The organism is Methylobacterium sp. E-045, from assembly GCF_022829685.1.
Taxonomy (GTDB): domain Bacteria; phylum Pseudomonadota; class Alphaproteobacteria; order Rhizobiales; family Beijerinckiaceae; genus Methylobacterium.
Map to the genome: position 1 here is coordinate 12,244 of NZ_JAKSYE010000026.1, position 22,725 is coordinate 34,968.

Genomic DNA, 22,725 nt, shown 5'->3' on the forward strand with positions numbered 1-22,725 from the left:
AAAAATATTAACCCCGACAACCGCTTAGCTGCTGGTTGCATGAGAACAAAAGGTTTTGCAGCGAATCTTGTAACCCACTAAAATACACGGGGGCAAAAATGATAAATTCCTACACCAATGCTATGCGCAACTATGCAGTGTTGCAAGGGCGAACCTCACGCGGCGACTACTGGCGCTTCGTTCTCGTATACGTCGGCATCGCACTCATCGCCTTGGTGGTCGATGCAGCGCTTGGTACAGGCAATAAGGACGGCGGCCTGTTCATTGGCCTGGTGCACCTCGGCCACCTGATACCGCAGATCGCCGCTGGCGTTCGCCGCATGCACGACACCGACCATTCGGGCTGGTGGCTGTTGCTCAGCCCCGTCGCGCTGGTCTTCGCCTGCTTTGCCGGGACGCCGGGCCCGAACCGGTTCGGGCCGCCCCCGGTGGCCGGTGCCGTGCCCCCGTCAATTGGCGTCGCCCCCGCAGGCCCTGTGCCGGCTCACCCCGTTGGGCAGCCGCAACGTGACGTGATCGCCGAGATCGAGCGGCTTGCGAAGCTTCGCGCCGGCGGCAGCCTGTCAGAGGCCGAGTTCGAAGTGATGAAAGCGCAGGCCCTGTCGCAGGCGCGTGGCGCGTGAACGACGACACCGCCTGGGTGCTGGTCGCGGTCACCGTTTGCGTCGCGATCTACGGCCTGCCCTCGATCATTGCCTTCCATCGCCATCACCCCAACCGCTGGATCATCCTGGCGGTCAACGGCCTGTTCGGCGGAACGCTCGTTGGGTGGGTCGTGGCGTTGGTCTGGGCGCTTCATGCAGTGCATCGGTCAGATCAGCCCGGCGCCTCGCAGGGCGGTGAGTCGGGGCTGAACCTGTTCGTCAACGACATTCAGAGGGGTGCCCTCGTGGCGGCCCCTCACGGGCATGGGGTCGGAAACGTGCAGCCAGCCCTGTCACCCGGCGATGCGGTGCGGGAGTTCGAACGCCTCGCGGATCTTCGTACCGCCGGCTACATCGACGAAGGCGAACACCGAATGCTCAAAGCCTTGATCCTTCGAAAGATGTAGGGCGGATGGCTCCTATCGACCCAACTCAGTCGTACTGGCCATCGTCAGCGCTGCTCGAAAGCGGTCATTCGTCAGACGTCCAAGAACTTTGCCTCGGAGTGGACAGAAGCCCTTGACCGGTTGGACATCCAAGGTCTGGTCAAATCCGACAGCCGGCGGTCATTTTGATTTCTACAGTCTACCCATCTCCTAGCGACGGCGACGGCTCCCGTACGTTATCCGCCGCAGCACGTGAGAGAGCTGATCCGCCGAATATGGTTTATGCAGCAACTCGAACCCGTGGTCGTCATTCTGCGCCAGCACATGGCTGTAGCCCGAGGCCAGCACGACCGGCATTCTCGGTAGATGGCGCCGTAGTTCCTCCGCCAAGGCAATCCCACCCATGCCTGGCATCACCACATCCGAGAACACCGCATCGAACCCGTCGCCGTCAGGCCCAAGGCGATCCAGCGCGTGCTCCGCGTTGGCAACCCATTCCGTGCGGTAACCGAGGTCTTCGAGGATCTGCGTCGCGAACTTGCCGACCTCGATGTTGTCCTCAACAACCAGAACCTTGAGGCCCTTGCCATCCGGCCCGGGCCCGATCCCCTCCTCGTCCGCGACCGCGTCTAACACAGCCTCAACCTCGGGCAGGTACAGCGAGAATGTCGTGCCTTGGCCGAGCACGCTGTGAACGTCCACATCTCCGCCGGACTGTTTGGCAAAGCCAAACACTTGGGAGAGGCCGAGGCCAGTACCTTTCCCAACCTCTTTCGTCGTGAAGAACGGCTCGAAGATGCGCGTTAAGTCTTCTTCAGCGATGCCGGTACCGGTGTCGGTCAATTCCACCACCGCGAATGGGCCAGGGCCGCCAGCGTGTCCACGGATTGGCGGTATTGGCGCGCTGCAGCGCAGCCGCATCGTCAGCGTTCCCTCGCCGTTCATGGCGTCGCGGGCGTTGACTGCGATGTTGACCAGCGCGGTCTCGAACTGGCTCTGGTCCACCTTGATGAAGCAGTTTGCATCGGTCCGCTCAGCAACAACTTGGACACGCGCGCCCGTCACCGTGTCGAGCATGTCCGCCACGGCACGGAGGCGTTCACCCACGTTCAAGACCTCAGGCTTGAGAGCCTGCCTACGGGCGAAGGCCAGTAGCTGCCCGGTCAACCTCGCGGCGCGGTCGACCGTGTCCGAAACCGCATCCATGTATCGCTTGCGGCGATCCTCCGGGAGATCAGGACGGCGTAAGAAATCGACCGACGAACGGATAATCGTCAGCAGGTTGTTGAAGTCGTGGGCGACGCCCCCCGTGAGCTGACCCACTGCCTCCATCTTCTGCGACTGACGAAGTTGCTCCTCGGATCGCAGTAACTCCTCAGTGCGCTCGGCAATGCGCTGTTCGAGCGTGTCGTTGAGAGCGCGCAGGGCGGCGGTCGCGCGGTCGCGCTCAGCTTCGATCTTGCGACGCTCGTTCAAGTCGAGCAGCACGCCGGGGAAGGTCAGCGGCGTGCCGTCCGCTCCGTGGGTCACATGACCGTTGGCTTCGAGCCAGTAAAATTTCCCATCCGCGCGGCGCGTGCGGTACTGGTGCGCGTAGTGACCGCCCCGCGCGATGGCTTCGTTGATGGCGCCTGCCAAACCGGCTTGGTCGTCCGGATGGACGGTTGCAACGATTTGAGCGAGCGGAATGCCTTCCCGTCCAAGGGCTGGGTCGAGACCGAAAGCCTGCGCGAACGCCTCATCGACCGTGAACCGGTCGGTCGGCAGATCCCAAAGCCAAGTGCCGATGATCGCACCGGCCGCCAGCGCGTTTTTTACGCGCTCGACGTTGTCCCGCGCGACCATCTCGCTGGTGCGCAGGCGCTCCTCCGCGTTCCGCCGCTCGGTGGTGTCGCTGAAAATGATCGCGAGTTGTCGATCTGCAGGATCGCCGACCGGGACGGCGCGAACGTCGAACCAGCGCTGGAACGCCTCGGCGTAGCTCTCAAACGTCGCCGGTTCACGGCTCTTGGCCACTCGGCCGTAGGTCTCGAACCAGAACTTTTCCAGGTTCGGGGCAAACTCGGTGACCCACTTACCACGCAGGTTCACGCCTGCCTGCTTCTCAAAGGCAGGGTTGGCCTCAACGAAGCGGTAGTCCACTGGTTGGTCGTCTGCGTCGTACTTGACCTCGACGATGGCGAACGCGGCTTCCACGGTTTCCAGGATCGTACGGAAGCGTTCCTCAGCCGCCTTAAGCGCCTCGCCCGCCAGATGCTCCTCGGTGCGGTCGCGCATGATCTTGACGAAGCCGGCGTGGGTTCCGTCGGCGTTGCGCAGGACCATCATTTCGCCGGAAGCCCAGAAGCGTTTCTCGCCCTTTTTCACGTGCCAGCGCTCGTCGGCGGCACGACCGTCTCGCAGGGCGACTTGCATCTCGAATTCGATCCGCCCGCAGGCGCGGTCCTCCGGCGTAGCGATGCGATTGGCATCCTGGCCGACTATCTCGTCAGCGGTCCAACCCGTGACGTGCTCGGCACCCTTGTTCCAATCCGTGACGATGCCGTCTCGATCAGTGACGACGATGGCGAAATCCAGTGCACTGTCGAATACCGACCGGTAGCGGTGTTCGCTGGCTTCCAAGGCCCTACGATCCCAGCGGTAGCCGGTGACATCTACCTGAGCGCCGAGATGATAGAGAACGTGTCCTTCGGCATCAAGAATTGGACTGATGTACAGCTCGTTGACGAATGACGTGCCGTCCTTGCGATAGTTCAACAGATCGACGGTGATGTCTCGCGTGGTAAGCAGAGCCGCGCGAATGCTCTCGACATCTAGAGGATTGGTATCGGGACCCTGGAGGAACCGGCAGTTGCGCCCGAGCAGCTCGTCGGCGCTATATCCCGAAAGCTGTTGGAATGCTCGGTTTGCGAAGACAATGGGATCATCCGGCAGCCGGGGGTTGGTCAGGATCATCGGCATGCGGGTCTTCTCGATCACCGAGAACAATTCGTCGTGCCCTATGGGGGACGAACGCATCGGACGACCGAAAGCCGTGCCTTCATTCTCCTCGCGTGACACCTCCAGGCGTCGCACCTCAGCCTCAAGCTCCTCTCGCGAGAGGGTCGACAAATCCCGTTCAGCCACTTGACCAGCCCTATTTGGAGGGCTCGTCCTAGTCCGTAGTGAGTCCGCTTTCTATCATTTTCGGACGTCGCGCCACAGTTCGTGCAATGTGGCAGAAGGGTCGAGAGCGGGCACGGCGGCGGCATCCGCTTTCCCGCATTACCCGCCGAGAAGCGGACCGGCCGAATTCCACCCATCGCGGACCCTGGGAAGGTTCGGTTGCCCGCAGCTTGGTAGACGAAAACCTACGACTGGAGCGGTTGAGTTTAAGATCGTCCGACTTCGACCGAAATGTTGATGGATCGGCCGCTTAACCGGCGGCGTGCTCCCTACGGGCACGCCGCCTAACGAAGGTCAGGCCGCTCGTACCGTCGTTAGGAACCGTCCGACCTCAGCGGCGAGGTGTTCGGATTGGCGTGACAGTTCGGAGGCCGCCTCAAGCACTTGGCTTGCCGCCGCACCCGTTTCTTCGGCCGCGCCGGCGACACCCAAACTGTTGCTCGTAACCGCGCTTGTGCCTATCGCCGCCCTGGAAACGTTGCGAGCTATCTCCTGGGTCGCTGCACCCTGCTCCTCCACGGCCGCCGCGATTGAGGTTGCCACACTACTGATCTCGCGGATACGCCCGGCGATGCCGTCGATGGCCGTGACCGCCTGACCCGTCGAAGCCTGTATGCGGCCGATCTGGCCGACGATCTCCTCTGTTGCCTTAGCAGTCTGGTTAGCGAGTTCCTTAACCTCGGCTGCGACCACGGCGAAGCCTCGTCCGGCCTCGCCTGCGCGGGCTGCTTCGATGGTGGCGTTGAGCGCCAGGAGGTTGGTTTGACCTGCGATGCCAGAGATCATCGCCACCACGTCACCGATACGGGTGGCTGCGTCGCTCAAATCCCGCACCAGAACGGCCGTCTCGCTGGCCTCCGTAACCGCGCGGGTGGCAAGGTCGGCCGAACCGTTGACCTGCCGGCCGATCTCCTGCACCGACGAACCTAGTTCTTCGGCCGCCGCCGCCACTGTGTTGACATTCGAGGCCGCTTCCTCGGCCGCTGCCGCCACTGAATTTGACTGCGAGGCAGTCTGTGCAGCAGTGCCTACCATTGCCTGTGCCGTCGCTCGCATCTCGGCAGCGGCGGCGTCAACCCGACCCACGATGCCGTTCACTGCCGCCTCGAACGCTCGGGTCGTGGCATCGATCTGCTCGGCTTGACGCAGTTTCTGCGCTTGCTCGGCTGCCCGCTCCTCGGTCAGACCCCGTGCGGCTAAGGCGTTGTCTTTGAACGTGCGCACCGCTTGCGTAATGTCACCGACTTCGTCCCGTTGCCGCGTTTCCGGCACGGCAGCATCAAGTTCGCCCCTGGCGAGTTTCAACATCACGGCGGTCAGCGGGCGAAGCGAGCGGATGGCCCGATAAGCCCAGACTGCAAAGCCGCAGCCCACGAGGGACGCCATCGCGCAAAGCGTCAGCATAAGAACGGTAAAGTCATGGGAGACTGCGCGGACATCGGCTCCGGTGGCCTGATTGCGAGCTTCCTGAAGATCGATAAATCGATTGATGCGTGCAAGCCACTCGACAAAGGCCGGCCGCGCGTCCTGCATGAGGGTCGCTCGGGCTTTGCCAACGTCCCCAGACTGCTGGCTGTCGATCACGACCTTCATCAACGGCAGGGTCCTCGCTTCGGTCTGCTTGATATCCCCAAGGATCGCGCGCTCTTCGGCAGAGGTATCGGCACGCTCTGCGAACATCCGGTCCATGTGGGCCGCCGACCGCGCGTAGGCGTCGGTCAATCGCGCAATATCGGCGAGCACCGCGTCACGGCTTGACTGGTCCGAGACAAGCGTGATGTCACGAAGACTGATCGCCCGGTCATGTACACTACCCCGAAAATTAATGGCGTAGCGTTGTTTGACGGAATTCATGTCGTTGATTTCTGTCAGCTTATTGTCTATGCCCTTCACTTCTGATATGCCGTAGATTGTCAGTATAGCCATCATCGCAAGCAGGACAGCGTAGCCAATCGCGACCTTTGTACCTAACCTGAAACTAACCATTTTACCCCCGCTTCCAACGCGTGATGGCGGTTTGATGATGGAAATATGTTAATCAACGCCGATAAAATAAGATTTTTTGCTGCTCATCATCGTGCCGCAACCAATTTGTCGCACCGGTATAATAAAGTTTGATTTTAATAGTCTGTAACCACACCAAAGAATATACTTTACATACCTTAGAGACGGGATAATTCCACGCACAGTATTATTGAGCAATAATTCTTGAATGGGAACGCGTTGACCTTGCGTTTGCTTATGAGAGCGCCGCGCAATATTAGGTATGACGTTTGGGTCTGAGGCGGAGTGTCCGCTTCAGGGAGAAGGTTCAGGGTCTTCTCCCCACCCATGAGCGACATAGCGATGGCCCGATACATCCCGCCCATCAGGATTCGCGAAGCACCCGATAAACCTGCATGCGGGAGCAGCCCAAGGCCGTCGCAATCGCAGCGGCCCCATTGCCGGCCTTCGACAACGTCATGATCCGGTCGCGGTCGAGGCGGCGCTTGCCGCCGGCATAAGCACCGCTGCCCTTCGCGCGTTCGATGCCCTCGCGCTGGCGCTCCTTAATGAATCGACGCTCCATCTGCGCTACCATGCCGAGTACCGTCAAAACGACATGGCCCATTTCGCCCCGCGTTGAGACGTGGGGGTCGAGTACGGTAACATAGGCCCCGCGCTGCTCGGCCTCATGGATAAGATTGAGGACGTCTCGGGTATCGCGGCCGAGGCGGTCAAGGCGCGTGACCACGAGTTCATCGCCGGGCCTTAGGAACTCCAACACGGTCGCCAACTCGGCTCGGCCGTCACGGCTTCCACCTGAGACCTTCTCCGAACGAATGACCCCGCAGCCTTCTGCCTTCAGCCGAGCGACCTGTCCATCGAGGTCCTGATCGAGGGTGCTGACGCGAGCGTAACCGATGCGGGCCATAGTTTGTAACCTCAAGCTTTAGGCCCAAGGCTACCTTGTCACAAATAGCCAGTGTCAACCCAGATGTTACGATGACCGATGGCGGCCATGTTACGTCACACCAGGGTATACCCGAATGTTACTTATCTGTGCTGGCATCAGCTTCGTGCCATGAGCGGAAGTTGGCAGCATTTCCGGAACCGAACGTTCCGCTTCCGACTAAACCTAGTCGCCTGAATCGCTATGCGCGCTACCCGTACTTAGCCATTCGTCAGTTATCCGGCAACTTCGGCTCTGGGCCATAAGTGGGGATACAGCCTTGAAAATTGGTGACCATCCGCCTTGCGCCGGAACAACGTTCGACAGCGTCAGCGTCGATTCTCTGAACAATCATGATTCATGTGGCAGCGCTGGCGGAATGCGGCGTGGTCCTTCGAGACGTTATCGGCACCTAACGGACACCTGGGAGCCGTAAAAACGCCCACCAGGGGTGATTTTTGCGATCAAAGACCCATCTGCACAAAGCAGTTGGAGAGGTCGTCATGGGGCGCTCCGCTGGAAACGGAATGCAGCCATTTCGGGCTTACCGCCCTGCCAAGGGTCGGTCGGGCGCGGCAATGCAAGCCGATCTAGATAGAAAGCACAAACTAGATGTAGGAAATGCCGAGGCACGGCGTGAACTCGTCGGATTGAAGAGATTACAGCTCTCACTAGCGGCTCAAATCGAGGAGTTGGAGTTTGAAGGGATTCCTACATGCATGATCCTTGATCGTCTGAAATCGCAAATTGCTCGTGCGCGAGAGTTAGCCTCCGCTCTTGATACCGAGCGAAAACGTAATGCCTAACGTTGACGCCACATTGCTATAAAGCTTAGCATGAATATTCCATTTATGAGATGGTCGAACGCATGCCACTTGACCGCTCACGTTCACAAATCGTGCGTGAGAACCAACCTTTTAGTTGGCCCTTTATCAATTTATACTATAACAAATCAATAACATTCTTTGCCCAGATTATATTGATAGTTTTATCATTTAATTCGACTTGCATATCCGTCAGTTCTTTTAAAGCGCTAGCTGCGCCTTCTAATGCTTTAGTTCCAAAATTATGCGGGCTTATTGTAATATTCTGCTGCTTTGACTGAGCCGCCCTTGTTATGGTTTTATATATCTCGTTGATGTTTGTTTCGATAAAATCACGCCCTCCATCTGATCCAAATACTGATGTTTCCTGAAAAATCCGATTTGCGCTATCTGAAAAACTTACCCATGTGCTCTGCGCGGCCAGGGCCTTTTTATAAACTTCATGCACACTTTTTCTAAATTCAATCGGCGTCATGATCTTGCTCGCTAGTGAAGACGGTATACAGAATTTTTGACTGCATTATCCTAAGAGTTTAGTTTTAACACCAGCGCGGGCCGTTTCGCGATCACGTTGATACTCTGCCCACCGTTGATTGAGATCTTTCTCACTAAATCTATAGGCAAACGGAACACTTTCCGGGGCACTTTCAACAGCAGCGTTATAATCGACCATAGCGAGCAGGACATCCGATAACGGGTATCCGCTACGATCTGCAGCCACCAAACGCGCTTTAACCTCTTCAATAGCACGCGCCGCACCCTTGTGCGCTATATATGCCCCCAAAACGTCTGACGACATCACAAAAACTAAGACCGCCAATCCGATGCGAACAATGAGCAGCAAATTATTGTTGTCTGCAAATGGAAGAGCAGCTAAAGCTGTGATTGCTGCTATCGCGGTGAACATTCCAACTATCACAAGCATCGCCGTCGCGCTGGCACGTTGTAGATCAGCGCTATAAAAGGCAGACTCCTCTAACATCTCACCAAGTTTTTTTGGTCCAGCGTCTTGTTTTGTCGCGTAATAGTCGCTTTTTTCAAATTTACTCGCGGTTACTTCTGATACTGTAAGGCGACTTTTCAAGCTCAAAATCTCGTTGGGTGAATAAGCATTTTCTAATCCACCGGCTAAAAGTGCTGCCCGTCGTGCAGAATGAGCCGCATTCCGTGCTGCCATATATGATGCGTTTAATGCCCACCAAATAATAAGTATCGCAGCGCCAAATATTGCTAGCGCATAGGTCCATATAGCGTCTGTAACAACAACGGATATTGCGGCAGGTAAGGCAATAGTAAGTTGAATAAAAAATAGCCAGACACGGCGTTTTGCTGCTTTATCAAATTCCGCTCGTAGGTAGCCAACGAGATTTTGTGCTGTCAGGGCCATGCCTTATCCTTCAGTAATACGATGGGAATTTTCCTGAAAAAACCATGTTCCACCAGTAGAAAGCGTCTGAGATGTTCCCCTTATTTTCAGCTTCCATGGCTTTTTCAGCACGAGTGAGTGCCGTTTCCACTTTCGACAGAGCCGCTGGTTTTACCGCAGCTGTACACGGGTGTATATATCCTGATATACCCTTGGGGTCCTGCATAGCGGCAAGCTCTTTTTTGTGCAGGTGCCGGAGAGTACGCATAACGTCGAACTTATAAACAATGGTGCTTTCGCCCTTCGCGTACTCTGTTGTTCTTAGTTCAAGATAAAAAGATCTTATGCCGCCATCTTTATAGTAGTTCCATGATTTGATCATGCGGATCAAAGGCTTGAGCTTATTGTTCAACCGTTGGTGATGATCTGTAACCCACTTGTTGTGGGCGGCTGGGCTTGATCTCATCCAACCATCATACCTATCTGGAATGTCATAAATTCTATGGCCATCCTGAACTTTGACGTAATCCGCTGGGACAATCTCATGCTTTTCGCTGGGGGAATTTCCGAACGGAATAATAACCGCCGGACTTCGTACAACTATTTCAGTAAAAGGAAACCTTTTTTGTAGCGACTCTTTTACCTCTCGCAAGGTAATCCCAGATTTTTGCTTTAGTTTATTTTCTGGTATTACTGCAAAATAATCGATATCGCTGTACCCGCTCACGCCAGTATCGTGCCCAAACGAGCCAGATCTAAACATATTCTTCAAATCGAAATCAGTTGTGAGTCTGCCTTGAATACTTCTTCTGTGAGTTGCAGCTTTCGCGGTTTCAGTAGTTGTCGCTTTCAGCCAACTGGCAAAAACCTCAAAGGCGCCATCAACCGTCTTCGCCATCTTTCCCCTTCCTATGAGCCTATTTTTTGATATCAACCCTCAATATGACAGGTTTGTCAAACGCTTACCAATTCGCTTCATCTTGTTGCATGCCGTTGGGATAAAAATTCTTTTTCCAGTATCCATCCCGATCCAGCCCGTTAGAGCGTGTTTCATAATGCTTGGGCCATCCGTCTGACGAGGGTTATGACTGTTGCGAGGTCGAAGAAGGCGAGTACAGAGGTTGGCTACCAACTCGATTTGTTCGATGCCTCGCTGGAGATCGCGCAATCGGTCATCGCGCACCATCTCGCAACCTACATCGCCCGCCAGCAACCACTAGCGTTTGGCTTGGTTCGGTTTCTCGAGTCTGTGTATGAGTTCGGCAACACCTACGGGTCGGTAGCCCCAGGCATCAACGTCAACATCGCATGAGAAGTGGGTGTCGGGCAGTAATCCATGCGTGTGGCTATAAAGGTGCCGCGTCCCGCGCCTCAGGCCGGGCCAGGCTCGATGCGCGTAGTGAGCGAGAAACAGCCGCCATTCCGCACCGGCGGCATCGCTCCCAGTGATCCGCGCACTCTCCTGCGGCAGCTTTCGCCACGGCAATTCGAGGACGCGATTGGCATCATGATTACCTCGAATAACCGCTTTCGGCCTTGGGGTTTCAAGGTGTGCCAACGGCCTCGATGTCGAGCGAGAGGTTGGCCCGGTAGACAACCCTACGCGCATCGTCTCGCACCACCGCGAGGTAGTTGTGGCGGTCGTTGGCAGGATCGAACCCTTCGGCCACCCTGCGCATGATTTGCAAGAGCTTTTCCCGCGCGGCGTCGGGGTCCGGGAGATCGAAACCAACCGTATCTTTGACGTGCGTGGCCCCGTCGTGAATGTCGATGAAGTACCGTGGCATTGCCCGTGGCCTTTGAATGGGCTCCCCGGGGCAGCTTGTACTCCCTCGGTGGCTGCCTTCGCACGATCCCTGTAGCCGCATGGCACGAGATGCCCTTCGATGATGCTATCGAGCCGCTGCCCCGGCCCAAGGGCCTCTTGGACGGGCTTCTGGGCGCCCTACGTTGCAGCGATGACTCAGCCGCCAGACGACAACCTCGACCACCGCGCACTCGGCTACTACGCTCCGGGCAAGGGGCTGAGGCGCCAGGACTGCCCCTATGCGGAAGGCATGGAGGCGCACGCTCAATGGATCGCCGGGTATGATGAGGCGGTGAATGAGCGAGAGGGCGGGCAGGGCGAAGCGGAGTAGGATAGGTATTCTCAGGATTGCGCCGCCGGGTCCCCTAGCCGGTGCCATGCCTCAAGGTACTCTGGCAGGGCGTAGGCCTTCGGCTGTAGCCAGAAGGAAACCTTTCCAGCCTCGTTGACGCCTCGGTGGGCACCGCTCTTCACCTCGTCCAATGTCATGACGTAGCAGACGGGCACTGAGGTGTTCGCGTTGACGGTAACGACCCACCATTGCGAGCGGAGTGTATCCAGCCTCCCACCGAGCGGCACGGGGACCCTCTTCGAGAGGGCCTTGGACTGGATAGGGAGCACTACCCGCTCATCGACGCTTGCCGCGTATAGGTCGGCACCTCGTGCATTCCGTGTCGTCGGCATGACGTGCCATCCGAGGCGGGAAAGCTCTCTGGCGACATGATAGAGACCCGCATTGCCGGTGAGGTGATGGGCCATGGTTCACGCTTCCCTCAAGCCCACCGCGCCAAGGCGGCTTCAGCCTCCGCCGGGTTATCTCGGATGCGATAAATGGTCTGGCGGCTCAGCCCCGTAGCGGTGGCAACCTCCGAGACCCCCGTCCCCTGGCCTAGCGCCCCCCGTACGTCATCGAACTGGTCCCGCCTGAAGCTAGGCTTGCGGCCTCGATAGGCCTCCTCGCGGCCCCTGGCGTGGTCTATGCCGCCCCTCTGCGCTTCCTTGGTGGCTTCCGCCTGGGCCTGCGCCGTGGCTGCCATGAAGCCAATGAGGGCATCCCTGACGGCTTGCTGCATCGGGTCCTTGGTGACCCCGTCGAAGGTGAGGTTGTTGATGACGGTGCGGACGATTACCCCCCACCGCATCATCTCCCGGATGGTGTCGCACACGTCCGCGTAGTTGCGGCCCAGGCGGTCTACCCAGCGGACCACCAGGGTATCGCCACGCCTAAGCATGTCGAACAGCCGGCGGCCTTGAGGGCGGTCCTTGAGCGTGGTGGTGAAGCCAGACACTCCCTCGTCCGACACCACCTCGTCTACCTTGAAGCCCGCCGCTTCCGCCTGTGTGCGCTGATGGGCGATAGTCTGGTCCGTGGTCGAGACACGGGCATAAAGGATCGTCTGCATGGCAGCTGCTCTGTCCGAAAGGGGGTGTCCGCAAGATCATCTGCCCGTATGGCGATGTCATCCCTTACGGACGGCCTTTTCGGACAGGCGCCGAGCTGTACGCTGCGGTATACCCTATCGGACGATCCTTACTCGAAGGTGGCCTGGGCTTCCTCACCCGATGCCGACGCGACAAGTTTCTTTCGGATCGATACAGCCAGGCCATCAGCTTCCAGCATTAAGTCAAATATCTCGGTTCGGATTTTGATGAAGCGGGCAAAGTCTTCCGGCGCGATGGCCTGCATTGCCTCCTGCGTGAGGGGTACTGAGAGGCTGTTTTTGAGAAACAGCTCGATCCGCTCGGCTCTAACGGGGGCCTCATCTGATGCGACCGCTTGCAGCAAATCTCGCCAGGGACGCTTGCCCTTCTTTTCGTTGCAAGTCCGACAGCACGGAACAAGGTTTCGTACCTGATGCCCGTACCCAGAGAACTCCCCCTTCACCACGCGACTGAATACGTGGTCCCAGGTGGCTGCGGCACCTCCGCAGTAGACGCATTCAAGCTCGCCATCGGGGTCTTGCCCGAGGTCCCGTAGCCCTGCGGCAACCTCCTCTCTGACATACGTATCGAACGGCGCAAGCGCGGAGGCGAAGGCCGCTGAGAAGGTGCTTTTCCTTCCCATGATCGTCTGGCCTTTGAGATGTTTCTTGATGCCTTCGATGCGCATGGTGCCCTTCCGATTTGCCGTCGTTCCCTCAGTGTGCACAAGCGATCAGGGAGGGGCCATCAGGTTCGGCCTGAGGGAAACCCGGCGGCGGGCATAGGGGGGACATGCTGATCCGCCGGTGCGAGTATGGCGTCTTAAATGTGTGACCCCTTGGATTGTTTGCAAAATCCCTCCAAGGTGGCTTAGCATTCAGCACGCCCGTACTTAAGAACCTATTGCAGGGTGGCAGGGAAGCTTTTGTGACTGGTCAGCGATTAAGCAGCAGCCTCAGGCTTACAAGGTGCCCGCATTGCCAAATTGCTAACCCGCACTTGCCTATGCTCTGGGCTCCCGAGCAAACTGCGCGATCTGATGGGTGGCAACAGGAAGTTTGGACCTGCTTTGTATGCACGTCATGCGGAGGAGTAACGAGTACTCGGTCAAAGAGTGCCGGGGATGGATCAAGAGCAATCTCTAACATCTACCCTGAGCCTAAGGCGGCCCATTCAGATATTCCCGATACTGCGCGACGTTTCTTGCAGCAAGCAATCGAGACACTTCATGCCCCGGACGCTGCCGCAGTGATGGCCGGCAGTGCTGTCGATTCAATGCTTAAGTCGTTAGGATACGATGGCGGCTCAGTTTATAGTCGTATTGAGAAAGCGGTAGGCGATAACGTATTGACACAGAATATGGGTGAGTGGGCGCACTCCGTCCGGCTCGGATCAAATCGTCCTCGGCATGCCGATGCGGAGCAGCCTCACGTCTCGCCTGCGGAGGCCAAGCGTTCCGTCGAATTTGCTGAAGCTCTTGGGCAGTTCCTCTTTGTCCTTAAGGCACAGATCGACAGGGCGCTTGCCCAGGCAGAAGCTGCAAAGTCAGCGTAAGGGCCTACGCGATCTCAATGCGAGGCAACCTGCCTACCGCATCCGCCATCGCCTTCACTGTCACCTCGCCGTAGGCATCGCCGGCCGTCCTCGGCGCGTGCCCCTGGATCGCATCAAGTACCCGGTCGCCCATTCCGGCTTCACCGCCAATCGTCTTGAAGTGGTGACGCCAAGCATGGTTCGGGGCAACCCTCGGGTCGGGCACGACAGCCCGCGCAAACTCCGCCAAGCGGTTCTTCAAGCCCTGAAGCGGTCCCAGCACCTCACCGTCCGGCCCCGGCCGTAGGAACAGGTAGTCGTCCTTCGCCTTCGCCGCGAACCGCCCGAAGCCCTGCCCAATGAGATGCGTGTGCAAGACCACACCCTTGCGCACGCGTAGCTGCATCGTCCATCAATGTCCGATACGAGCCACTACAACTCATTTCGAAATGTGGGTGAAACATGGGCTAGCTGCCGAAACCATTTGGAGTTAGCTTCAAAACTCAGCCAACTAGCATCCTCAAGTGGCGGTAAGGATGTAGTCCTCTCCGCTGCCGACGCTTGTTGATAATGGAGAATCAGTTGTGTGGACGAGTTCCGTGAGCGCGTCGGACCACGAATTGAGCGCTCGCCGCTTTTCCTTCGCGCGATCATAAAGATCATAGTGGCGGCCTGTAACATCGCGTCGCTTGTGGTTTAGAACTGCACTCACATCCTCACTTGGACAGCCAAGGGCTGCGAGACGAGTGGCCACTGTTCGACGCAAATCATGGGGGGATGGCGGTCCGGATGCCCAGCTTTGGGAAGCTTTCGATGCGGCCCCTACGCTGCTACCGAAACGTTGCATCGCGACGCTGAGAACGTGTCCCGATATCGGCTTACTGCGCGCCGACGGAGAGGGAAACAGAAAACGGCTAGTGCTATCAGCTAAGTTTATGGCCTCAGAGATGGTTTCGCGGGCGAGCCCGGAAAGTGGCGTGAAGTGCGCACAACCATTCTTAGACCTCGCAGTTGGCAGAACCCATCCAGCTCGTTCTGGATCGTCGATGTGGGAGAATTCTCCGCGCTCCGCCTGCGCGATCTCACTCACGCGAGCGCCCGTGAGAAGTGCGATCCGAAGAGCCAGCCCTACACGACGAGAAACCGGTGGGTTTACGATTCCATGCCAAAACAGCACCACCTCTTCGTCTGTAAGTACCCTCCGGCCGATGTTCTCCGCCCCCCGCTTTCGAAGCCGCACGCACGGGTTTGCAGCAACCAGGTCCGCATCAACAGCGAAGCTATAAACAGAACTAATAAGCGCCTGGATACGATTTGCGTTAGTTGCGGTTCCCGCCGCCACCATCCCTTCGCAAAGGTCGATAACATCGCGACGTTGGATCTCATCGTATCGTCGGTCAGCCCATTTGGGCAGGACATGTAGTCGGAGATTTCGCTGGTCGGCCGGGGCTGACCGCTTGAAGCGTCGGGCGTGCTCATTGAGATAGCGGTCGCTTAGTGCCCTAAACGTGTTGGATTTAGATGCCTCTCGCTCACGCCGTTTTTCTACCACAGGGTTGACGCCTGCGGAAACTGAGCGCCTCAGGCCGTTGGCGCGTTCCCGCGCGTCTGCGAGGCTTACTTCAGGGTACGACCCTATCGTGGCTCGAGTGACCCGGCCAGACCGAGGGTCACGGAAGCGAAAAGACCACGATCTAGCGCCACCTGACGTGACACGAAGCTCCAGTCCTTTGCACCGAGTGTCGCCCAGCTCGGTACGCCCGGATGGTGGAGGGGAGAAACCACGAACCAGTACGTCAGTAAGGGGCTTTTGCATTTTCAACCGGGGGCACAAGGGGGGCACAAAAGGTTGCTGATGGTAGCGCACCTCCTTGGACACCGCTAGACTGATATTACAACAATGACAGCGACTTAGCAGGATCCCTCAGGTCCCAGAACGTCCAGTGCAGTCCATGGTTACATGACTGAAAATCGCAGTGTCGGCGGTTCGACTCCGTCCCTGGGCACCATTTTTCTGACCTTGCCTTTGGCGTCAGAAACCTGAGTGCTTCCAGCGTGTTGAAACGAGGCGACGGTGTACGCGTTCGGCTCGTATGCCCGGTGAGGCGCTCCGATTCCTCCGTCCGGCAGGTCGTGCCGCGCATCCCCTCGGACGGGCGTCGTCCATCGCCTGGTCGAACGCTCACGACCTCGCTGCGAGCCGATAAGGCCCTGCGATGCGCCCGCAACGCAGCCCTCGCCGCGGCTTGACGCCCCGCGCCCTCGCCGGCCAAGCTGCCGCCGCCCGAGACAGGGCACGGGCCGCGCACCCGATACCGGGCAGGCCCCGCCGCCGCTGACGTTCCCCTTCTCGAGAGACGCGTCCAGAATGGTTCTTCCCCGCTTCCGCCGGGCCACCGGCCGGCTGCTCGCCCTCCTCGGGCTCCTCTCCGTCCCCCTTCTGCCGGCCCGCGCCGCCGAGGCGGTCTTCCCGCCCGCCGGTGCGATCGGCCTCGTGCCGCCCGCGGGCATGACGCCCGCCAAGAGCTTCGCCGGCTTCGAGCATCCCTCCGGCGCCTCCATCGTCATCGTGGCGATGCCGGCCGAGGCCTACGGTCAGCTCACCGACAAATTCACCCCCGATTCCCTGCGCGCGACCGGCTTTGCCGCCGTGGGCGCGGCCGAGGCGCTGCCGGTCGCCGGCGGCGAGGGCCGTGTCCTGCGCGGCAGCCAGTCGGCCAGGGGGATCGCCTATACCAAGTGGGTCGCGGTGGTGCGCGGCGGGGACGGCACCGGACTCGTCACCGTGCAGGTTCCCGAGGCGGCCCGCGGGCAGGTGCCGAACCAGGCGGTGGAGGCGGCGCTGGGCACGATCGCCTTCCGCTCCCCCGGCAGCGTCGCCGACCAGATCGCGGCCATGCCCTATGCGGTGGGGGATCTCGCCGGGTTCCGCCCGGTCCGCACGCTGATGGGGAACACCCTCCTGCTCACCGACGGTCCCAAGGACGTCGATCCCGAGGGTACCCAGACCCTCGTCATCGTGGCGCCCTCCCTCGGCAAGGCCCCGGTGGCCGCCGGCCAGCAGAGCGCCTTCGCCCGCAAGGCGCTGAGCACCCTCCGCGAGGTGCGGGACATCGCGGTCACGGACGAGAGCCGCACCACCGACGGCGGCGCGGTCCTCATCCGCCTGCGCGCCACCGGCAAGGACGTGCGGTCCGGCCGAAAGGCCGGGGTGAGCCAGACGATCCGTTTCGAGGGCAAGACCTACCTGCGGGTTATCGGTCTCGCCGGCGCGGACCGGCCGGACGCCCTCGCGCGGGTGGAGCGGGTCGCCGCCTCGGTGATTCCGCGCTGAGCCTCCGGGGCGAAGCGGAGGGTGACCGGGCATCGGTCGCACAGGGCCCGCGAGGGTTGCCCCCGCGATCCCGCGGCGGCTAGACATCCCTGCGACCGGAACGCCGCACGTCGCCGGGCCGGTCGCCGCCTCTTCCCCGTCTCGCGAGGAGCCACGATGCAGAGACCAGCGGATCGCAGCGACGCCCGGCGCGGGGCGGGTGCATGAGGGTCGTCCGCACGGCGCGCCTCCACTTGAAGGACGGCGCCTCCGACAAGGTCTACGAGGTCGACCTCGTGGAGAACGACGCGGTCGCCGCGCCCGAGCGCTTCCTCGTCAATATCCGCTACGGACGGCGTGGCGCGATCCTGCGCGAAGGATCGAAGACGGGCCGGCCGATCACCGCCGATGCCGCCGCGAAGGTGTTCGACAGCGTGGTCGTCGCGAAGGTCAACGGCGGCTACCGCCGGAGCGACCCGGCCGCCGTCCCCGGACCGGCGGTCGAGGCGGGATCGCGCGAGGCCGGCCCCCCGGTTGGGGGGCGCGAGGGTGTCCTTCTCGCGCGGCTGGCCTCCTCCCGTCGCGCGCCGTGGCCGGAGAAGGATCGGGAACGCCTGCTCTGGCGCATCGGCCAGCTCCGGATCGCGCAAGCGGAGCCGGACCTCGTCGCCCTGGCGCGGGAATTGGGACCGGCGGGGGCGAGCTACGCCCTGGTCTGGGCCCTCGCCCGCGCCGTGGGGGGCAAGGCGGCACCGATCCTCGAGGCCGTGGCGGCCGAGACGGGCAGCGTCGTGATCCGCGATCTCGTCCGCTTCGCCCTGGTCTCGCCGCTGATGGGCGCGCAGAGGCGCCCCTCGGGCGAGGAGGCGGACCTGCCCGACACCATCGCCTGGCCGGCCGACGCCGGCGACGCGGCCGGCCTCGTCGCGGCGCTGACCGCCCTCGCCAGGGGCAAGCCCCTCGCCGTCGGGCCGGCGCTGGTGGCGCTGGGCCGCCGCGCGCAGGACCACGCCGCGCTGCATGCGGGCCTCTGCGCCGCGCTCCCGCTCTTGCCCGCCCGGCCGCCCTACCTGATCGGCCTGCGCCGCCTCTTCAAACATGCGGAGATGGCCGACGATGCCGCCCTCTTCGGCGCCACCGCCCTCCGGCTCGAGACCGCGAAGGCGATGTACAAATCCGGCGACAGGACCTTCTACTCGTCCGAGCTGCGGCAGGTCGTCGTGGTGCGGGATGCGCGCAGCGGCCCGCAGGCGCGGATCGGCCTGTCCTCGGCCACCTCCCTCTACCTCAAGCGCCGGATCTGGCGGGCCCTGCGCAAGCGCGGCGAGGTCGGCGATCCGGCCTTCGCCGAGATGGCCGCCGGCCTGCTGCTGAGACTTCGGCCGGAGGATCTCGGTCCGCGCACGCTCTCGACCCTGTGGCGGCGTCAAGAGAACGGCGCCTGGGGCCGCGAGCCTCGCCTGCGCGGACCGCTCGCGACCCAATGGGCGGCGAGCCATCTCCTGTTCCGTCATGCCCCGCAGGCACGGCCGCGCTCGGGCTCGGCCACGTTCTTCCTCGGTGCCGACACCGACCTCGACTCGCCGGACGAGGCCTTCCCCGACCTCTGGAGCGCGCGGCCCGACCTCGCCCTGCGTCTCGCCACGGAGGGGCGGATCGACCCCGTGGCGATGCTGGGACTTCGGGTCCTGAGGGCGGACACCGCCGCCTGCGCCGGTCTGGATGCCGCCGCGATCGGTCGCCTGCTCGGCGCATCCCTCCCCGCCGTCGCGGCCCTCGGCCTGGCAATCGCGCGGGAACGGCTCGCCCGGGGCGGGGCCGATCCTGACCTCCTCGCCGTCCTCGTCCAGGCCCGGTTCCCAGAGGCGCGGAGGCTCGCCCTGCAGCGGATCGAGGCCGAGGCGGCGCTGCCCTGGTCGAGCCCGGCCTTGGCCTTCGCGCTGCTCACGAGTCCCGCGCCGGAGGTCGAGGCCGCGCTCCTCCCCCTCGCCCGCGGGCGCAGCCTCCCGGCCGAGGTCGCCGGGCCTCTGGCGGACCGGCTGGTGGCGTGGCTGCGGGCGATGCCGCCCGTCCTCGACGCGGATGCGGTGGCGTCGATCCGGGCCATGCGGTCCGGCCTGCCGCTGCTCTGGCCGGCCCACGACATGCCGGTGGCCGGGCACGACGTCGCCGCGCTGATGGCGCATCCGGCACCGGAGATGATGGCCGCGGGCGTCGCGCTGCTGGCCCTGTCCGGCACCGATGCCGACGGGCTGCCCGCCGAGCGGTTCTACGCCCTGATCGGATCGGACTCCGTGGACGTGCGGGACGCCGCCCTCGGCCTCCTGGCACGCCTCGACGACGCGCGCCTCGGCCGATACGCGGACCTCATCCGCGCCTTCGCCTGCGGGCCTTCGCCCGTCCTGCGGAAGGCCGCGCGGCCCCTGGTCAAGCGCCTCGTCGAGGCCGATCCGGACGGCGCCGGCCCCCTGGCGCAATCCTTCATTGCGAGCCTGTTCCGCACAGCGCCCGACGACCGGTTCGTCGCCGACACGGTGGCGCTCCTGAGCGAGGCGATGCCCGGGGAACTCGCCGCCCTGGATCCCGGCACCCTGTGGCGCCTCCTCCAGGCGCAGGCCAAGGGCGCGCAGCGCCTCGGGGCGATCGTGCTGGCCGAGCGGGAGCCGGGCATCTTCAGCGTGCGCCAGATCGCGCGGCTCGGCGGGCATTCGCACCTCGCTGTGCGGCAATGGGCGATGGCCGCCTATCTCGCCGAGCCGGCCCGCTTCCAGGCCGAGGCGGCCGAGGCCGTCCTCCTCGTCGAGAGCGACTGGCCGGAGACGCTCGCCTTCGCGGAGATCCATTTCGCGACCTGGCCGGAGGAGGCCTGGACGCCGGAGGCGCTTTCCGTCGTCACCGACAGCGTCAAGCCGGAGGTCCTGGCCTTCGCCCGCCGGCTCCTGCGCAGCCGTCTGCGGCCGGGGGAGGCGGATGCCCAGATCCTGCGCCTCCTCGAACATCCCTCGCCCTCGATGCACCTCCTGGTGACCGAGCTACTGACGGCGGAGGCCGTGGCCGGCGAGGACGCCTTCGCGCGGCTGGTGCCCCTCGCCCGCATCGTCATGCTGCAGGTGCTGACGGGCCGGACCGCCAAGGACAGGATGGCCGCCTTCCTGAAGGGGGAGGCCCTGCGCAGCCGGGAGCGGGCGCACCGTTTGCTGCCCTTCTTCGCCGACCTGTCCCTGAGCGGCACGGCCCGCGACCGCAGCGCCGCGATCCTGGCCCTGCGCGACATCGCCGACGCCCATCCGGATCTCGGGACGCCCCTCGTCCGGCGGCCCTCCGCGGCGCGGCCCGTCGCCGGATCCCTGTCGGAGCGAGCCCGATGAACGTCGTCCACCGCTATCTCGGCGAGAGCCGCGCCGTCACGGAGGGGGGCACCACGCGGCTCGGCTTCGCGCCCGATACCTTGCGCGATCCGACCTTCTTCAACGGCCGGGTCGCCCGCCACCTGCCGTTCCGCGAGGCGATGTCGGCCCTGCACCACGTCGTGGTGTCGGATCTGCGCTTCAAGCCGAAGGACTGCAGCGCCTATTTCGCCTGGCTCAAGGCCAACGAGCAGCAGCTTCTCGCCGAGGCGCTGGCCGGGCGGGAGGGGCTGGAGGCCGAGATCGAGTCCCTGCGCCGCGAACTCACGGAGATCAACGTTGAGTCGATGGCGGTGATGCGGCCGTTCTTCAAGGCGCGGCAGCGCTATTTCGACCGCCTCTACAAGGAGGATTTCGACGCCTGGATCGTCCTCGATCCGGTCATCACCGTGCATCCCGACGAGATCTTCTTCGAGTGTTTCAGTCTCGACGAATCCACCTACGGGCGCCTGTCCTGCGACCATGACGTGTTCGAACGCATGGGCGAGATGGCCTTCGGCACCACCAACATCGATTACAGCCACGCCCTCTACGACGAGTTCCAGAAGATCCGCAGCGACCGGAACACCGAGCTCGCCATCGACCCCACCGGCTTCTCGGTGCGGACCACCGGGTCGGAGGAGTACCGCGAGGACAAGATCGAGCTGCCGGATTCCTGGATGCGGGGCTTCCTCCAGGTGTCCAGCGCCATGGCGCAGCCCGCCTGCGTGGTCGATCTGCACCCCGTCGACATGCACGCGATCCTGACCCGGCTCGCCGCCCGCCGGGAGCGGCACGGCCCGCGCTCCCTGCGCTTCCTCCTCGAACCGGACCGGCCGGTGAGCGTGCTGATCGAACCCTGGAACGAGCGGCTGACCTTCCGGCGCTCGATCTACCGGGGATCGGCGGCCGCCGAGATCCGGGTCTGGGGCCGGCGCCGGCTGGCAATCCTCGCCCGCGCCCTGCCGCTTGCCAGGTCCGTGCGCCTCCATCTCCTCGGCACCGGTCTGCCCTCCTTCGCGGTGGTGGATTACGGGGGTCTGCGCTTCACCCTCGGCCTGTCCGGCTGGACCGCCAACGACTGGTCCCGCGCCGGCCAGTTCGACCTCCTCGCCCCGCGCACGGATGTGGATGCGGGCACCGCCGCGCGGGTCTTTTCGGCGCTGGGCCGCCATCTCTTCGCCGATGCCGGGACCCTGGCCGCCGAGACCGGCCTCGACCGGGCGACGGTGGAGGCCGCGCTCGGCGGCTACGTCCAGGCCGGCCGCGTCATGTTCGACCTCGATAAGCGGGTGTTCCGCCTGCGCGAGCTCACCCGGGAGCCGCTCGATGCGGGCGCCCTGCGCTTCGCCTCGGAGCAGGAGGCCAAGGCCGACCGTTTCGTCGCCGCCGGGCTCGTGACCCTCGGCCCCATCACCCGCGCCGAGGGCCGGCGCAGCCTCACCGGTTCGGTGCTGGACGACGGCCGGGCCATGGCGACCGCCGTGGAGATCGACGCGGACGACCGCATGGTCGGCGGTCACTGCACCTGCGGTTTCTACATCCGCAACAGACTGATGCGCGGCCCCTGCGAGCACATGCTGGCCCTGCGCCGCATCGTCCACGCGCAGGTCGAAGGCAAGCCGATGAGGAGTCAGGCGTGAGGAACCGCGTCCGGAACCGATTGATGCCGTCCGCCGCATGGCTTAAGTCTTCGGACCTGAGGGACGTCGGGCGGAGCGGACCTTGCAACCTGGGCGGCGTTTCGCCGTCCCTGCACCCTGCCCGGCAAAGCGTCACTGGCCCGCTCTTCACTGGGCCGGCACAGACCCCTACCGCGCGCTTTCTGTTCGGGTTCCTTGAACCCAAACGCGCGGTAGGGGTCGTGCCGGCATCGAGTGGACCGGACCAGTCCCGAGACTTGACGAAGGCTTTCCGGCCGGCGTCCCTCAGTCATCCTCCCGTCCG

Annotated in this window: 20 protein-coding genes and 1 pseudogene; 8 read left to right on the top strand and 13 right to left on the bottom strand. The window is 62.2% G+C overall.

From position 1 onward, the window contains the following. The first annotated feature begins 98 nt into the window (after positions 1-98). Together MKK51_RS01735 and MKK51_RS01740 are read left to right on the top strand one after the other, a co-directional pair. The gene (locus tag MKK51_RS01735) at positions 99-623 is read left to right on the top strand and encodes a DUF805 domain-containing protein (protein ID WP_243974600.1); all 525 of its coding nucleotides are present in this window, start codon (positions 99-101) and stop codon (positions 621-623) included. Then, positions 620-1,051 carry a superinfection immunity protein gene (locus MKK51_RS01740; protein WP_243974602.1) on the top strand — a complete coding sequence of 144 codons (432 nt, stop codon included), beginning with the start codon at positions 620-622 and terminating at the stop codon, positions 1,049-1,051. Before MKK51_RS01735 ends, MKK51_RS01740 begins: the two co-directional genes overlap by 4 nt. A 189-nt stretch (positions 1,052-1,240) precedes the next feature. Here MKK51_RS01740 and MKK51_RS01745 read toward each other — a convergent pair whose 3' ends face one another. The 6 genes from MKK51_RS01745 to MKK51_RS01770 all read right to left on the bottom strand — a co-directional run bounded on the left by MKK51_RS01745 (position 1,241) and on the right by MKK51_RS01770 (position 10,215). Next, complete coding sequence (locus tag MKK51_RS01745) at positions 1,241-4,105, bottom strand: hybrid sensor histidine kinase/response regulator (RefSeq protein WP_243974604.1); 2,865 nt, start codon at positions 4,103-4,105, stop codon at positions 1,241-1,243. A gap of 384 nt (positions 4,106-4,489) precedes the next feature. After that, the gene (locus tag MKK51_RS01750) at positions 4,490-6,181 is read right to left on the bottom strand and encodes a methyl-accepting chemotaxis protein (protein WP_243974606.1); all 1,692 of its coding nucleotides are present in this window, start codon (positions 6,179-6,181) and stop codon (positions 4,490-4,492) included. 382 nt (positions 6,182-6,563) lie between these two features. After that, positions 6,564-7,109, bottom strand: a complete 546-nt coding sequence (locus MKK51_RS01755; RefSeq protein ID WP_243974607.1) for a recombinase family protein — start codon at positions 7,107-7,109, stop codon at positions 6,564-6,566. Between the two features lie 960 nt (positions 7,110-8,069). Then, on the bottom strand, positions 8,070-8,426 hold the full coding sequence (locus tag MKK51_RS01760; RefSeq protein ID WP_243974608.1) for a hypothetical protein: 357 nt from the start codon (positions 8,424-8,426) through the stop codon (positions 8,070-8,072). 45 nt (positions 8,427-8,471) lie between these two features. Next, entirely contained in the window at positions 8,472-9,338 is an 867-nt protein-coding gene (locus MKK51_RS01765) for a hypothetical protein (protein ID WP_243974609.1), read from the bottom strand. Positions 9,339-9,348: 10 nt separating this feature from the next. Then, entirely contained in the window at positions 9,349-10,215 is an 867-nt protein-coding gene (locus MKK51_RS01770) for an SMODS domain-containing nucleotidyltransferase (RefSeq protein ID WP_243974610.1), read from the bottom strand. A 186-nt stretch (positions 10,216-10,401) separates the two neighbouring features. Here MKK51_RS01770 and MKK51_RS01775 point away from each other — a divergent pair, with 186 nt between their 5' ends. Then, positions 10,402-10,629: a hypothetical protein gene (locus MKK51_RS01775; protein WP_243974728.1), complete on the top strand. Its 228-nt coding sequence runs from the start codon at positions 10,402-10,404 to the stop codon at positions 10,627-10,629. Here the strand turns inward: MKK51_RS01775 and MKK51_RS01780 are convergent. After that, a pseudogene (locus MKK51_RS01780) lies at positions 10,534-10,848 on the bottom strand (metallophosphoesterase); the annotation flags it as partial. The gene MKK51_RS01775 and the pseudogene MKK51_RS01780 sit on opposite strands and share 96 nt — an antisense overlap. Before the next feature lie 13 nt (positions 10,849-10,861). Beyond that, positions 10,862-11,104: a DUF6894 family protein gene (locus MKK51_RS01785; RefSeq protein WP_243974611.1), complete on the bottom strand. Its 243-nt coding sequence runs from the start codon at positions 11,102-11,104 to the stop codon at positions 10,862-10,864. A gap of 171 nt (positions 11,105-11,275) precedes the next feature. Here MKK51_RS01785 and MKK51_RS01790 point away from each other — a divergent pair, with 171 nt between their 5' ends. Beyond that, positions 11,276-11,455 (top strand): ribosome modulation factor, encoded by a 180-nt coding sequence (locus MKK51_RS01790; protein ID WP_243974612.1) that lies wholly within the window; start codon positions 11,276-11,278, stop codon positions 11,453-11,455. An 11-nt stretch (positions 11,456-11,466) separates the two neighbouring features. On the opposite strand, the gene MKK51_RS01795 is transcribed toward MKK51_RS01790, so the two are convergent. The 3 genes from MKK51_RS01795 to MKK51_RS01805 form a co-directional block, all read right to left on the bottom strand. After that, positions 11,467-11,883, bottom strand: coding sequence for a hypothetical protein (locus tag MKK51_RS01795; protein WP_243974613.1), 417 nt, complete (start codon positions 11,881-11,883; stop codon positions 11,467-11,469). 14 nt (positions 11,884-11,897) lie between these two features. Then, positions 11,898-12,527 (bottom strand): recombinase family protein, encoded by a 630-nt coding sequence (locus MKK51_RS01800; RefSeq protein WP_243974615.1) that lies wholly within the window; start codon positions 12,525-12,527, stop codon positions 11,898-11,900. A 128-nt stretch (positions 12,528-12,655) separates the two neighbouring features. Continuing rightward, on the bottom strand, positions 12,656-13,234 hold the full coding sequence (locus MKK51_RS01805) for an HNH endonuclease (RefSeq protein ID WP_243974616.1): 579 nt from the start codon (positions 13,232-13,234) through the stop codon (positions 12,656-12,658). Positions 13,235-13,551: 317 nt separating this feature from the next. Between MKK51_RS01805 and MKK51_RS27480 the strand changes: the two genes are divergently transcribed. After that, entirely contained in the window at positions 13,552-14,100 is a 549-nt protein-coding gene (locus tag MKK51_RS27480; protein WP_409565592.1) for a DUF4145 domain-containing protein, read from the top strand. 4 nt (positions 14,101-14,104) lie between these two features. On the opposite strand, the gene MKK51_RS01810 is transcribed toward MKK51_RS27480, so the two are convergent. Both MKK51_RS01810 and MKK51_RS27485 read right to left on the bottom strand, forming a co-directional pair. After that, positions 14,105-14,485 carry a hypothetical protein gene (locus MKK51_RS01810; RefSeq protein ID WP_243974617.1) on the bottom strand — a complete coding sequence of 127 codons (381 nt, stop codon included), beginning with the start codon at positions 14,483-14,485 and terminating at the stop codon, positions 14,105-14,107. 114 nt (positions 14,486-14,599) lie between these two features. Next, positions 14,600-15,895 carry a tyrosine-type recombinase/integrase gene (locus MKK51_RS27485; RefSeq protein WP_409565593.1) on the bottom strand — a complete coding sequence of 432 codons (1,296 nt, stop codon included), beginning with the start codon at positions 15,893-15,895 and terminating at the stop codon, positions 14,600-14,602. Between the two features lie 552 nt (positions 15,896-16,447). On the opposite strand from MKK51_RS27485, the gene MKK51_RS01815 reads away from it, so the two are divergent. From MKK51_RS01815 to MKK51_RS01825, 3 genes are all read left to right on the top strand, one after another. Further along, positions 16,448-17,413 (top strand): hypothetical protein, encoded by a 966-nt coding sequence (locus MKK51_RS01815; RefSeq protein WP_243974618.1) that lies wholly within the window; start codon positions 16,448-16,450, stop codon positions 17,411-17,413. A 203-nt stretch (positions 17,414-17,616) separates the two neighbouring features. Then, positions 17,617-20,760, top strand: coding sequence for a hypothetical protein (locus MKK51_RS01820; RefSeq protein ID WP_243974619.1), 3,144 nt, complete (start codon positions 17,617-17,619; stop codon positions 20,758-20,760). After that, positions 20,757-22,421: an SWIM zinc finger family protein gene (locus tag MKK51_RS01825; RefSeq protein WP_243974620.1), complete on the top strand. Its 1,665-nt coding sequence runs from the start codon at positions 20,757-20,759 to the stop codon at positions 22,419-22,421. The genes MKK51_RS01820 and MKK51_RS01825 overlap by 4 nt, the downstream gene beginning before the upstream one ends. The last annotated feature ends 304 nt before the right edge of the window (positions 22,422-22,725 follow it).

Excerpts from the sequence above, each read along its gene's own strand:
- MKK51_RS01735 (WP_243974600.1), top strand. The coding sequence starts at position 99 with ATGATAAATTCCTACACCAATGCTATGCGCAACTATGCAGTGTTGCAA.
- MKK51_RS01750 (WP_243974606.1), bottom strand. The coding sequence starts at position 6,181 with ATGGTTAGTTTCAGGTTAGGTACAAAGGTCGCGATTGGCTACGCTGTC.
- MKK51_RS01755 (WP_243974607.1), bottom strand. The coding sequence starts at position 7,109 with ATGGCCCGCATCGGTTACGCTCGCGTCAGCACCCTCGATCAGGACCTC.
- MKK51_RS01760 (WP_243974608.1), bottom strand. The coding sequence starts at position 8,426 with ATGACGCCGATTGAATTTAGAAAAAGTGTGCATGAAGTTTATAAAAAG.
- MKK51_RS01765 (WP_243974609.1), bottom strand. The coding sequence starts at position 9,338 with ATGGCCCTGACAGCACAAAATCTCGTTGGCTACCTACGAGCGGAATTT.
- MKK51_RS01770 (WP_243974610.1), bottom strand. The coding sequence starts at position 10,215 with ATGGCGAAGACGGTTGATGGCGCCTTTGAGGTTTTTGCCAGTTGGCTG.
- MKK51_RS01775 (WP_243974728.1), top strand. The coding sequence starts at position 10,402 with ATGACTGTTGCGAGGTCGAAGAAGGCGAGTACAGAGGTTGGCTACCAA.
- MKK51_RS01785 (WP_243974611.1), bottom strand. The coding sequence starts at position 11,104 with ATGCCACGGTACTTCATCGACATTCACGACGGGGCCACGCACGTCAAA.
- MKK51_RS01790 (WP_243974612.1), top strand. The coding sequence starts at position 11,276 with ATGACTCAGCCGCCAGACGACAACCTCGACCACCGCGCACTCGGCTAC.
- MKK51_RS01795 (WP_243974613.1), bottom strand. The coding sequence starts at position 11,883 with ATGGCCCATCACCTCACCGGCAATGCGGGTCTCTATCATGTCGCCAGA.
- MKK51_RS01800 (WP_243974615.1), bottom strand. The coding sequence starts at position 12,527 with ATGCAGACGATCCTTTATGCCCGTGTCTCGACCACGGACCAGACTATC.
- MKK51_RS01805 (WP_243974616.1), bottom strand. The coding sequence starts at position 13,234 with ATGCGCATCGAAGGCATCAAGAAACATCTCAAAGGCCAGACGATCATG.
- MKK51_RS27480 (WP_409565592.1), top strand. The coding sequence starts at position 13,552 with ATGCTCTGGGCTCCCGAGCAAACTGCGCGATCTGATGGGTGGCAACAG.
- MKK51_RS01810 (WP_243974617.1), bottom strand. The coding sequence starts at position 14,485 with ATGCAGCTACGCGTGCGCAAGGGTGTGGTCTTGCACACGCATCTCATT.
- MKK51_RS27485 (WP_409565593.1), bottom strand. The coding sequence starts at position 15,895 with ATGCAAAAGCCCCTTACTGACGTACTGGTTCGTGGTTTCTCCCCTCCA.
- MKK51_RS01815 (WP_243974618.1), top strand. The coding sequence starts at position 16,448 with ATGGTTCTTCCCCGCTTCCGCCGGGCCACCGGCCGGCTGCTCGCCCTC.
- MKK51_RS01820 (WP_243974619.1), top strand. The coding sequence starts at position 17,617 with ATGAGGGTCGTCCGCACGGCGCGCCTCCACTTGAAGGACGGCGCCTCC.
- MKK51_RS01825 (WP_243974620.1), top strand. The coding sequence starts at position 20,757 with ATGAACGTCGTCCACCGCTATCTCGGCGAGAGCCGCGCCGTCACGGAG.